A 12,116-nucleotide genomic window follows, 5' to 3' on the forward strand; every position below is an offset into this window, starting at 1 on the left:
TGAGGTATCGGAGTGGGATAGACCAAGGTCAAAAGCACCCCCCGACCTTGGTGGAGGCGCATGCGGCGTTTCGTATACGCGTTGTTTACAGGGTGACTCGCGTTTGTTTATACGCATGAAGAAAGAGCGCAAGAATACGGTCTTTTCTGATCGTCACCGCATAGCCGGTCGGCCGCGCCGCGCCGCGCTTCGCTATCTGGCCTTCAGACGATTCAAACCGGCTTGCTGCGGGTGAGCGGTGCGGCGGTGAAGGGAGAAGCGCCGCCGCCCAGCAGCACGCCGCCTTTGCTCTTGCGCGCGAATGGCAATTCGACCAGCGGCGGGATCGGGCACTGATACGGCGCACCGGCGGTGCGCTTCTCCCATTCGCTGCGCGCCTGCTTCAGCAGGTCTTCATCGGTCAGTGCATCGATGGCAGTGGCTGCCATCGCCTTGGCCGCCTGCGCCATGGCCTTATGCGCGGCTGGCTGCTTGCCCTGTGCCACCAGCTGCCAGGAATGGCCCGGCGTGCCGACGGCAAAACACGGACCCCAGCACTGAACAGTGGGCGTCAGCCAGCTGACATCACCTACATCGGTGGAGCCATAGAGCTGTCGCGGCGTGCCGTTGAACGGCAGGATGCCGTCATGCAGCGGCTTGTCGTAGGTGGTCGGCTCGCCGACGCTGCGCAAACTGGAGAACACATCTTCCGGCGTCAGCGCCTCGCGCCGCATCCTGTCGGCGAAGGCGCGGTCGGCGTCGTCAAAGGCCACCGGGCCCAGCGCCTCGATATTGCGATGCATGGCCCATTCCAGCGCCGTGTTGGGCAGCACTTCGGAACAGGCCTTGTCGAAATCGACAAAGGCCTGCGTCTCGGTCATCAGCGCGGCGCCCTCGGCGATCTTCTTCACCCGCTCGAACAACTGGGTGGCCGCGGCGACGGTGGGCGCGCGCACCAGATACAACACCTCGGCAGTGGCCTGCACCACATTGGGCGAAATGCCGCCGGTATCGGTGACGGCGTAATGTACGCGCGCATTGGCCGGCATGTGCTCGCGCATGTAGTTGACGCCGACATTCATCAGTTCCACGGCATCCAGCGCACTGCGGCCCAGATGCGGGGCGCTGGCGGCATGTGCCGCGCGACCCTGGAAACGGAAATAGGCCTGGATATTGGCCAGGGTGTTTACCGACATCACGCCCCAGAAGTTGCCGGGGTGCCAGCAGATCGCGGCATCCAGATCCTTGAACAGTCCGGCGCGGGCCATGAAGGTCTTGCCCGAACCGCCTTCTTCCGCCGGGCAGCCGTAGTAGCGCACGCGGCCGGGAATCTTATGGGCGGCCAGATGATCCTTCACGGCAATCGCCGCCAGCACCGCACCGGCGCCCAGCAGGTTGTGGCCGCAGCCCTGGCCATTCGCCTGCGCCGTCGGCCGGCGTTCGGTCACGCCCGCCGTCTGGCCCAAGCCGGACAGGGCATCGTATTCGCCGAGCAAACCAATCAGCGGACCATTGCCGCCGCCGCTGTCATGGCCGGCTTCCGCCATGAAGGCGGTGGGAATGCCGGCAATATCGCGCGTCACGCGAAAGCCCTCTTTTTCCAGCAGCGCGATCTGTGCCGCCACGGCGCCATGCTCCTGGTAGCGCAACTCGGCCAGGTCCCAGACCGCGTCGCTCATGGCGATGCAGGTATCGGCTTTGGCGTCGCACATTGCTGCAATGTCGGTAATGGTCTGCATGTGGTTCACGTCTTTTTGCGCTTTCAGGGAGGCCTAACTCCTTCTACTCTGAACTCCTGACTGCGGTAAGGGCAACAGACCCGAGGCCGCAAAATAGCGGGGACATAACGATGACGCAGCCTGAACATTTCCATCGCCGGATGGCGCTCGTGCTGACCAGCGCAGTCGCGCTCGGTCTGGCATTGCCGGCCGCAGCGCAGGAGCTCAAGATCGGTCTGAAGACCGAGCCCAGCTCGCTCGATCCACAGTATCACGCGCTGACACCGAACCTGCAGATCGCCTTCCATATCCATGATGCCGTCACCATGGCCGACAAGGATGGCAAGATCTATCCGGGCCTGGCCGTATCGTGGAAACCGCTCGACGACACCACCTGGGAATTCAAGCTGCGGCCGAATGTGAAATTCTCCGACGGCTCGCCCTTCACCGCGGAAGACGTGGTCTACACCTACCAGCGCGCCGCCAAGGTGCCGAACAGCCCGTCGCCCTACACGGTCTACACGCGGCAGATCGCGGGTTACGAGATCGTCGATCCACTCACGCTGCGCATCAAGACCGATGGTCCGGCACCGGCGCTGCCGCTCGATATGTCCAACATGCCGATCATGCCGAAGAAAATCGCCAAGGCGGAAATCGCCGAAGGCGTGACGTCTGAATCGCTCAACCAGGGCCAGGGCCTGATCGGCACCGGCCCTTACAAGTTCGTCGAATGGAAGCGCGGCACCCAGCTGGTGCTGGAACGCAACGATGCCTACTGGGGCAACAAGGGACACTGGAAGACGGTGACGTTCCGCCCGATGAGCAATTCGGCAGCACGCACCGCTTCGATGCTGGCCGGCGACGTCGACCTGATCGAGGATCCGCCGACCGACGATATCGAGAAGCTCAAGAAAGATCCGAAGCTGAATGTCAGCCAGGCGGTGTCGAACCGCATCATCTACATTCACCTCGATCATGTTGGCGAACCCAGCGTCGGCATCGAGGGCACGACCAAGAATCCGCTGAAGGACAAGCGGGTGCGCCAGGCGCTCTCGCTCGCCATCGATCGCGATGCGATTTCCTCCCGCATCATGGAGAATCTCGCCATTCCGGCCGCAGACTTCCTGCCCTTCCCGATGTTCGGCACGCGCAAGGATGCCAAGCCGGACAAGTATGACCTGAACAAGGCCAAGGCGCTGCTGGCCGAAGCCGGCTATCCCGATGGCTTTGGCATTTCGCTCGGCACGCCGAACGGCCGCTACATCAACGACATCAAGGTGGCGCAGGCCATTGCGGCGATGTGGACGCGCGCCGGCGTGAAGACCAAGGTCGATTCGGCCGTGCCGCCGGTCTTCTTCAAGAACCGCGACGAGTTGAAATACAGTGCCTATATGGCCGGCTGGTCGTCGCAGGAAATGAGCAACGCCCTGCGCTCGCTGGTCGCCACGCCGAACCGCGAAAAGGGCATGGGCACCACCAACAAGGGGCGGTATTCCAACCCGGCCATGGATGCCAAGTTGCTGCAGGCCATGGGTACGGTGGACGACGAGAAGCGCTCGGCCCTGCTGCAGGAAGCCAGCAAGATGGTGGTCGAGGATTACGGCCTGCTGCCGCTGCATTTCGAGCAGTCGGCCTGGGCGATGAAAAAGACCATCAACTATCCCGGCCGCAACGACCAGATGGTGCGTGCCGACTACATCATGCCCGCCAAGTAAGCGACGGGCTCCGGACGTGGAAAGGGCCGCAGCGATGCGGCCTTTTTTTTTATGGATGGCGAAGACGGTCAGTCGGCATGCTTGCCCTTCTGCCAGCCGGTGTGTTCCAGATTGCGGCTGCCGGCTTCGATGCCGATATCTTCCAGTGTCGTGGCCATTGAATCGTTCCAGCGATTGAGGAAGCCGAACAGCGCCACCACGCCGACGATTTCCACGATCTCGTCTTCGTTCCAGTGCTGACGCAGGGCCTGCTGGATATCCGGTGTGACTGCATTCGGCACGCAGGCGGCGGCCAGTGCGAAATCGAAGGCTGCCCGTTCCGCCGAAGTGAAATGTGGGCTCTTCTGGTATTCCCAGATATCGCGCAGCCGTTCCGGGCTGGCACCGAAGCGTTCGGCGGCCAGAATCGTATGAGCCTCGCAGTAGTGGCAGCCGGCGGCATGCGAGGCGACATAGCCGATCAGGCGCTTCTGCTCGGCGGTCACGCGGCCGCCAGTCTCCATCACGGCCTTGTTCAGGTCGGTGAAGGCGCGGGCGATGGCTGGCCGACGCTGCATGGTCAGCACGCTGTTCGGCACCACACCCAGAGGGCCGCGGAAAAACTGGACCAGGTCGACAAGATCGGGATTGTGGTCTTCAGGCAGCGGCGTAACCAGGGGCATGAACGGCCTTTCAAAAAAACTCAGTCTGCGGCGTCAGGTTTCGCGGCAGCGCGCTCCTCGTCCTGCAATACGCGCCACAGAATCTTTCCTGTGGCGGATTTCGGCAGGCTTTCCGCGAAGGTGATCACGCGCGGCACCTTGTAGGCCGCCATGCGCTCGCGACACCAGGCCTGCACATCGTCTGGCGTCAGCGTCGCACCCTCATTCGGAATGATCACGGCTTTCACCGTTTCGCCGCGATGCGCATCGGCGGTGGCGATCACGCAGACTTCGCGGATGCCGGGATGGGCATACATCATCGCCTCGATCTCGCTGGGCCAGACCTTGAAGCCGGAGGCATTGATCATGCGCTTCAGCCGGTCGACCAGGTAGAAGTAGCCCTCGTCGTCGTAATAGCCGAGATCGCCGGAGCGGAAGAAGCGCTTGCCGTCGCGCTCGAAGACCACCTGCGCTGTTTCCTCCGGCCGGTTCCAGTAGCCGAGGAAAATCTGCGGCCCGGCCATCACGATCTCACCGGTCTCGTTCGGGCCGAGTTCCTCCAGGGTGTCGGGATTGACGATGCGGGAATCGACGTCGAAGACCGGAATGCCCAGGCATTGCGGCTTCGGATTGCTCACCGGGTTGATATGCGTGGCGGCGATGGTCTCCGACAAGCCATAGCCTTCGATATACTCCAGTCCGGTGAATTCCTTCAGTTTCGCAGCCACCGCTTTCGGCATCGGTGCGCCGCCGCCGCCGATGCCGATCAGCGACGACAGGTCCCAGTTGGCCGAGTCGGGGTCGGACAGGAAATCGACGCACATGGTGGTGATGTTGCGCCAGTGCGTGACGCGATGGCGGCGGATCAGGTCGGCGGCCACCTTGCGGTCCCAGCGCGTCATCAGCACCAGCGTGGCGCCGTTGAACAGCGGCGCATTCATCGAATTCTGCATGCCGGTGACATGGAACAGCGGCAGTGTGACCAGTTGCACGGATTCGGGCGTTGCCGGATTCCAGGCAATCGAACCGAACAGGGTGGCCGTCACGCCGCGGATGCTGTGCAGGCAGCCCTTCGGCGCCCCAGTGGTGCCCGAGGAATACGGCAACACGCACCAGTCGTCATGCGTGGCCTTGTGCGGACCGGCGGCATGGTTGGCTGCCAGCGTGTCGTTCCACGCGATGGCCGGGGCGGGCACCGGCATACGCGGCGCGGCGACGACATCGGGCTGCACGATGTCGTTCGGCCTCAGATGATAGGGTGTGACGTAATCGGCATAGGCCGCGACGATGGCGTGCTGCAGCTCATGGCCGAGCAGCGGCTGTGCGAAGGCGAAGACATCCTGGCCGCAGAGAATGGTGCTGGCGCCGGTGTCGCGCGCGATATGGCGCAGCTCCTCAGTCTTGCTCATCGGATTGACCGGCACGACCACGGCGGTCAGGCGCTGGATGGCGTAATAGGCGATCACGAATTGCGGGCTGTTCTGCATATACAGCAGCACGCGATCCTGCCGCCGCACGCCGCAGACGTGTTCCAGCCAGCCGGCGAGACGGTCGACATGATCCTTCAGTGCGGCATAGCTCAGCGCCGAGCCGTAATAGATCAGCGCCGGCTTGGTGGGGTAACGCCGGACGGACAGTTCCAGATTCTCGTACAGGCTGGTGGCCGGCAGGGTCAGGTGCTTGGGCACGCCCTTGGGCCAGACCGCATAGTGACGGTCGAACATTCGTTTCCTCCGGTTCTGCCCGGCATGGTCCGGCGTTTTGCGTCGCGATTCAATTATGACCTAGCGGAAAGCACGCGCAGTTGACGCGGAGCCGGATTGGACGGATAATATTTGCAAATGCAAATATTATCCGTATCGGGAGTATCGGATGAATTTCGCGCCCCCCCAGACTGCATCCTCGCCTGAAACCCTGCCCCCCAGCGGCTTGCCTGAATGGGAGGGCGAAGGCTCCAGCCGGATACCCTTCTGGGCCTATACCGATCCGGCCGTATACCGCCGCGAACTGGACCGCATGTTCTACGGCAACGGCCACTGGTGCTATGTCGCACTGGAGGCCGAGCTGCCGAAATTCGGCGACTACAAGATATCTTACGTTGGCGAACGCCAGGTGATCGTGGTGCGCGAGCGCGATGGCAGCCTGAATGTAGTGGAGAACCGTTGCGCCCATCGCGGCGTGCGTTTCTGCCAGAAGCCACGCGGCAATGCGCGCAGCTTCGTCTGTCCCTATCACCAGTGGACCTACAAGCTGAACGGCGACCTTGCCGGCCTGCCGTTCCGCCAGGGCGTGAAGAAGGACGATGGCGAAGTGCAGGGCGGCATGCCCGCCGATTTTGACCTCAAGCAGCATGGCCTGACCAAACTGAAAGTCGCGACCTATAACGGCCTGGTCTTTGCCACCTTCGATCATGACGCGCCCAGCTTCGAGGACTATATCGGCCCGGATGTCCTGCCCTGGCTCAACCGCATCTTCGACGGCCGCAAGCTGACCATCCTCGGTACCAACCGCCAGCGCATTCCGGGCAACTGGAAGCTGATGATGGAAAATATCAAAGACCCGTATCACCCGGGTCTGTTGCACACCTGGTTCGTCACCTTCGGCCTGTGGCGCGCCGACCAGCAGTCGCGCATGGTGATGGACAGCGAGGGCCGCCACGCGGTGATGATCTCGCAACGTAATGCCGGCGGCGAAGCCAGGGCCGTCACCGAAGGCGTTACCAGCTTCAAGAAGGATATGGCGCTTAACGATGCACGCTTGCTCGATGTGGTGCCGGAATACTGGTGGAAGGGGCCGACCGTCACGATGATTACGCTGTTCCCCAGTGTGATCATCCAGCAGCAGGTCAATTCGCTGTCCACGCGGCATATCGTGCCGTCGGGGCCGGACTGTTTCGATTTCGTCTGGACGCATTTCGGCTTCGAGGAAGACGACGAGGCGATGACGCGGCGCCGTCTACGGCAGGCCAATCTGTTCGGCCCGGCCGGCTTTGTCTCGGCCGACGACGGTGAGGTGATTGAATTCTCTCAAGCCGGCTTCCGCCAGAAAGGTGCTGAAGGTTCGACGATCTGCGAACTCGATGGCCGTGGCGTGGCGCCGACCCCGCATATGGTGACCGAGACGCTGATCCGCGGCATGTACGGCTACTGGCGCAAGGTGATGGAGCTCTGATCATGCAGATGCGTCCACAGGCATTGCCGCTGTCCGTGCTGGAAGCTCAGTATCGCGTCGACCAGTTCAATGCCGCCTATGGCGATATCCTCGACCGCGGCGACTATGCCGCCTGGGTCGAGCTGTTCATCGAGGAGTGCCTCTACAAGGTGATCCCGCGCGAAAACCACGATGCGGGCCTGCCGCTGGCGACCATGGCGCTGGAAAGCCAGGGCATGCTGAAGGATCGCGCCTATGGCATCGTCAATACGCTGTTCCATGCGCCCTATTACCAGCGCCATGTGATCGGCGTGGCGCAGATCCTGAACGACAACGGCATCGAAATCCGCGCGACGGCGAATTATTCGGTCTTTCGCACCAAGCCGGGCTCGGTGTCGGAGATCTACAATGTCGGGCGCTATCTCGATATCTTCATACGGGAAGGCGAAGGCCTGAAACTGAAGGAGCGCGTCTGCGTCTTCGACAGCGAGATGATCCTCAACTCGATGATCTATCCGATCTAGACGACCCGGTCCTTTAGTTCCTCCGCCGCGCGCAGCAGATGAGGCAGGAACTCGCTACGCATCTGTGCCGCGCCAGCACGTTCGACGCGCACGCCGATGTTCAGCGCAGCTACAATGCGCCCATCAAATCGCCGCACCGGCACGGCGATCGAGCGGAACCCCAGTTCCGTCTCCTGGTCGGCCAGCGCATAGCCGTCACTTACGACCTTGGCCAACAGCCTCTGCAGCTCGCTGGCATCCGTCACGGTCTGCGGCGTCAGCTTGCGCATCTGGAGCGTTGCGGCATCGATGCCGGTCTCCGACAGCAGCACGCGGCCTAATGCCGAGCAGAAGGCCGGTACGCGGAATCCCAGGCCAGGCGCCGAGGACATGAAGCGCGGTGGCGAGGCATGCGCCACCATGACGGCTTCCTGGCCATGCAGCACGGCGGCCGAACAGGCCTCATCCAGTTTGCGACAGAGCGCATCGCAGGCAATCTGTAAGGCCATCGCATTTCCCGCGGATCCAAGATACGCACCGGCGAGCCCCACCACCCGCGGGGTGAGGCGGAACAGCTTGCCGTCGCTCTCCAGGTAGCTGAGTTCGGTCAGCGTATAGAGCGCACGGCGCACCGTGGCGCGCGGCAGGTCGACGGCGCGGGCGACGTCGCTCAGCGTCATCTGCGGTCGGCTGCCGTCAAAAGCGGTCAGCACGCTCAGGCCCCTGGCCAGTGCCTCGAGGAAATCGGGGCTGCGGCCGGACTGGGCGCGCGTCTTGGCATCGGTATCGCGCAGGCGGGTCATGTTCGGCGTTGCCCTCGGACAAGAAGGGGTTTAAAATCGCACAAATGTTCGCTAGTCGGACATAATCGGACCTGTGGGAGGGTCCGTCAAGGCCAGGATTTGAGGGAGCGGCCCCATGACCACGCACGAGCAGAATATGCGCATGACCCGGGTCGGCCCGGGCCAGCCGGCCGGCCGGCTACTGCGTCGCTACTGGCAGCCGGTCGCCCTGATCGAGGAACTTGACGATCTGCGTCCGGTGCGTCCGGTCAAACTGATGGGCCAGGATTTCGTGCTGTTCCGCGATGAAGCCGGCCACTTCGGCCTGCTGGATCGCGACTGCCCCCACAGAGGGGCCGACCTGGCGTTTGGCCGGCCGGAAGACGGCGGCTTGCGCTGTCCCTTCCATGGCTGGCTGTTCGATGTGAAGGGCAACTGCCTGCAGACGCCGGCCGAGCCGGAAAACAGCAAGCTCTGCCAGCGCATCAAGCAGAAGAGCTATCCGGTGGTGCTGCGCAGCGGGATTCTCTTTGCCTATCTCGGTGAAGGCGAGCCGCCGGCTTTCCCTGATCTCGACTGTTTCATCGCGCCTGACAGCCATGTCTTCGCCTTCAAGGGGCATATCGCCTGCAACTGGCTGCAGGCGCTGGAAGTCGGCATCGATCCGGCGCATGCCTCCTTCCTGCATCGCTTCTTCGAGGATGAAGACCCGAATGCCAATTATGGCCGGCAGTTCCGCGCCAATTCGGCTGATTCCGACATGCCGATGACGCAGGTGCTGCGCGAATTCGAACGCCCCACCATCGAGATCGAGCGCACCGACTACGGCATGCGGCTGATTGCACTGCGCGAGCTGAACGAGAAGAGCACGCATGTGCGCGTGACCAACCTGCTGTTCCCGCAGGCCTTCAACATTCCGCTCTCGGCCGAGATGACCATCACGCAATGGCATGTGCCGGTCGATGACGTGAACTGCTACTGGTTTGCCATCTTCACCAGCTTCACCGGCCCGGTCGACAAGCAGCAGATGCGCGCGCAGCGGCTCGAGCTTTACGAGCTGCCGGACTATATCCCGCGCAAGAACAAGTCGAACAGCTACGGCTTCGACCCCTATGAGCAGAAGACGCGGACGTTTACCGGCATGGGCGACGACATCAACGTGCATGACCAGTGGGCGGTGGAAAGCCAGGGCGCGATCCAGGACCGCACCCGCGAGCATCTCGGCAGCACCGACAAGGGCATCATCAACTACCGCTCGATGCTGATGAAGGCGATCGACCAGGCCGAAACCGGCAACGAGCCGCCGCTGATGGTGCTGGATGCCGAAGCCGCCAAGGCCATTCGCGGTCCGGTCACCATCGACGGCATTGCTCCGACCGGCGCATGGCAGGCATACTGGCGCGAGGCCGATGCGCGCAAACGCGCGGCCGCGCCGTGGCGGGCTCCGGCAGTCCTCGCGGCCGAATAACGCGCTTCGTTTCGGGGGATTTTTCGTGGAGTCATTTGTCGACCGGCACGGCCTGTGGACGGCCGAGCAGCAGAAGGCGGCCAAGGCTGTCGAAAAAGAGGTCGCCGAACGCGGCCTCTCGGTGATCCGCTTCTCCTTCGCCGACCAGCACGGCATCCTGCGCGGCAAAACAGTCGTCGCCGAGGAACTCGCCGGCGCCATGCGCAGCGGTGTCGGCTTCACCACGACCCTGCTGGCGAAAGACACCTCGCATCGCACGGTGTTTCCGGTCTTCACCAAGGGCGGCGGTTTCGGCCTGGAGGAGATGCAGGGCGCTGCCGATGTGCTGATGGTGGCGGACCCCACCACGTTCAAGGTGCTGCCGTGGGCGCCGCAGACCGGCTGGCTGCTCTGCGACCTTTACTTTGCCGATGGCCGCCCGGTGCCGTTCTCGACGCGCCAGCTTTATCGCGATGCGTTGAAACAGGTGAACGATGCGGGCTACGACTATGTCGCCGGCCTGGAAGTCGAGTTCCATGTCTTCAAGCTGGAAGACCCGAAACTGAAGCCGGAAGATGCCGGCCAGCCCGGCACTCCGCCCGAGGTCAGTCTGCTGACGCAGGGCTACAACTATCTCACCGAGCTGCGCTACGACCAGTATGACGCGGTCTATGAAATCCTGCGCAAGGACATCCAGGCGCTCGGCCTGCCGTTGCGCTCGATGGAAGTGGAATTCGGCCCGAGCCAGGCCGAATTCACCTTCCGCCCCGGCACCAATATGGACTCGGCCGATACCATGATCCTGTTCCGCTCGGCGGCGAAACAGATCGCGCGCCGGCATGGCTATCACGTCACCTTCATGTGCCGGCCGAAGCTGCCCAATATTTTCTCGTCGGGCTGGCACCTGCATCAGTCGCTCAATGATCGCAAGACCGGCAAGAATGCCTTCATGCCCACGGAGGACGGCCAGCCGCTATCAATACTCGGCCGGCATTTCCTCGCCGGGTTGCTCGAGCATGCGCCGGCAAGTGCAGCCTTCGCTGCGCCGACCATTAATGCCTATCGACGGTATCGGCCGTATTCGCTGGCGCCCGACCGCGCCATCTGGGGCCGCGACAATCGCGGCGTGATGTGCCGCGTGCTGGGCGCGAAGGACGATCCGTCCAGCCGCATCGAGAACCGGCTGGGCGAACCGGCGGCCAATCCCTATCTCTATATGGGCTCGCAACTGCTCGCAGGCCTGGACGGCATGGCGAAGGGCAAGGAGCCGCCACCGTCGGCTGATACACCTTACGAGACACCGGCACCGGCGCTCCCTCGTTCTTTAGAGGGCGCGCTCGCTGCCTTGAAGGACAGTGCCTGCTACCGCGCCGGTTTTGGCGACCGTTTCGTCGATTACTTCCTGCATATCAAGCAGGCCGAGATCGCCCGCTTCCAGCTCGAAGTGAGCGAGTGGGAACATCGCGAATATTTCGAGCTGTTCTGATGCCGCTGCTCAGCCTGTTTCCCACCCGCATAGAAGTCGCGCCCCTGAAAAAGCGCGGCATGGACGCGTTCAACCAGGACATCATCAATGTCTGCGAGTCCCTGCGTCTGGCCGACAGGACCGGACAGCGCTGGAGTGCCAGGCATTATCCCGGCGGCTATACGTCCTACGGCAGCCACGACCAGATGCATCGCATTTCGTCAGTCTTCGCCACGCTGGAAAAGGCGCTCAATCCGCAGGTGAAAGCCTATGCCCTGGCGCTGGGCTACGATCTGCGCGGACGCAGGCTCAGCATGACCGACTGCTGGGTCAACATGATGGCCGGCGCGGTGACTCATAACCTGCATCTGCACCCGCTCAGCTTCATCAGCGGCACATACTATGTGCAGGTGCCGCGTGGCGCGGCGCCGATCAAGTTCGAGGATCCGCGGCTCGACCGCCTCATGGCGGTGCCGCCGAAACGCGACGACCTCAGCCCGCGCGAACGCCTGCATTTCAGCGTGAAGCCGAAAGCAGGCCAGGTGGTGCTGTTCGAAAGCTGGCTGCGCCATGAAGTGCCGCCCAGTTTCACGGTGCGGGAGCGTATTTCGGTCAGCTTCAATTACGCCTGGTCGCCGGCGTAACAGGCGGCTGAACCACCCGCACCAATCTGGCAGGACTTGACCGCAGGCGTCGCTGCGTCATCCTTCCGGGCA

At 62.9% G+C, this 12,116-nt stretch carries 10 protein-coding genes; 6 read left to right on the plus strand and 4 right to left on the minus strand.

Annotation, left to right across the window (positions count from 1 at the left end):
- Window positions 1-212: 212 nt before the first annotated feature.
- Window positions 213-1,718, minus strand: a complete 1,506-nt coding sequence (locus FNB15_RS08970) for a M20 family metallopeptidase (protein ID WP_144068368.1) — start codon at window positions 1,716-1,718, stop codon at window positions 213-215.
- A gap of 110 nt (window positions 1,719-1,828) precedes the next feature.
- On the opposite strand from FNB15_RS08970, the gene FNB15_RS08975 reads away from it, so the two are divergent.
- Window positions 1,829-3,412, plus strand: a complete 1,584-nt coding sequence (locus tag FNB15_RS08975) for an ABC transporter substrate-binding protein (protein ID WP_221932778.1) — start codon at window positions 1,829-1,831, stop codon at window positions 3,410-3,412.
- Between the two features lie 68 nt (window positions 3,413-3,480).
- Here FNB15_RS08975 and FNB15_RS08980 read toward each other — a convergent pair whose 3' ends face one another.
- Both FNB15_RS08980 and FNB15_RS08985 read right to left on the minus strand, forming a co-directional pair.
- On the minus strand, window positions 3,481-4,074 hold the full coding sequence (locus FNB15_RS08980) for a carboxymuconolactone decarboxylase family protein (RefSeq protein WP_144068369.1): 594 nt from the start codon (window positions 4,072-4,074) through the stop codon (window positions 3,481-3,483).
- A 20-nt stretch (window positions 4,075-4,094) separates the two neighbouring features.
- On the minus strand, window positions 4,095-5,777 hold the full coding sequence (locus FNB15_RS08985) for a long-chain-fatty-acid--CoA ligase (RefSeq protein WP_144068370.1): 1,683 nt from the start codon (window positions 5,775-5,777) through the stop codon (window positions 4,095-4,097).
- A 148-nt stretch (window positions 5,778-5,925) separates the two neighbouring features.
- Here FNB15_RS08985 and FNB15_RS08990 point away from each other — a divergent pair, with 148 nt between their 5' ends.
- Both FNB15_RS08990 and FNB15_RS08995 read left to right on the plus strand, forming a co-directional pair.
- Window positions 5,926-7,224, plus strand: coding sequence for an aromatic ring-hydroxylating dioxygenase subunit alpha (locus tag FNB15_RS08990; protein ID WP_144068371.1), 1,299 nt, complete (start codon window positions 5,926-5,928; stop codon window positions 7,222-7,224).
- A 2-nt stretch (window positions 7,225-7,226) separates the two neighbouring features.
- On the plus strand, window positions 7,227-7,727 hold the full coding sequence (locus FNB15_RS08995; protein ID WP_221932779.1) for an aromatic-ring-hydroxylating dioxygenase subunit beta: 501 nt from the start codon (window positions 7,227-7,229) through the stop codon (window positions 7,725-7,727).
- On the opposite strand, the gene FNB15_RS09000 is transcribed toward FNB15_RS08995, so the two are convergent.
- Window positions 7,724-8,509: an IclR family transcriptional regulator domain-containing protein gene (locus tag FNB15_RS09000; protein ID WP_144068372.1), complete on the minus strand. Its 786-nt coding sequence runs from the start codon at window positions 8,507-8,509 to the stop codon at window positions 7,724-7,726. The genes FNB15_RS08995 and FNB15_RS09000 overlap by 4 nt on opposite strands.
- Window positions 8,510-8,624: 115 nt before the next feature.
- Here FNB15_RS09000 and FNB15_RS09005 point away from each other — a divergent pair, with 115 nt between their 5' ends.
- The 3 genes from FNB15_RS09005 to FNB15_RS09015 are packed head-to-tail and all read left to right on the plus strand — an operon-like array spanning window position 8,625 to window position 12,044.
- Window positions 8,625-9,956, plus strand: a complete 1,332-nt coding sequence (locus tag FNB15_RS09005) for an aromatic ring-hydroxylating dioxygenase subunit alpha (protein ID WP_144068373.1) — start codon at window positions 8,625-8,627, stop codon at window positions 9,954-9,956.
- Window positions 9,957-9,981: 25 nt separating this feature from the next.
- Window positions 9,982-11,421, plus strand: a complete 1,440-nt coding sequence (locus FNB15_RS09010) for a glutamine synthetase family protein (RefSeq protein ID WP_221932780.1) — start codon at window positions 9,982-9,984, stop codon at window positions 11,419-11,421.
- Window positions 11,421-12,044 carry a TIGR02466 family protein gene (locus tag FNB15_RS09015; RefSeq protein ID WP_144068375.1) on the plus strand — a complete coding sequence of 208 codons (624 nt, stop codon included), beginning with the start codon at window positions 11,421-11,423 and terminating at the stop codon, window positions 12,042-12,044. The genes FNB15_RS09010 and FNB15_RS09015 overlap by 1 nt, the downstream gene beginning before the upstream one ends.
- The last annotated feature ends 72 nt before the right edge of the window (window positions 12,045-12,116 follow it).

Origin of the sequence: Ferrovibrio terrae (genome assembly GCF_007197755.1) — a bacterium.
GTDB classification, from domain to species: Bacteria; Pseudomonadota; Alphaproteobacteria; order Ferrovibrionales; family Ferrovibrionaceae; genus Ferrovibrio; species Ferrovibrio terrae.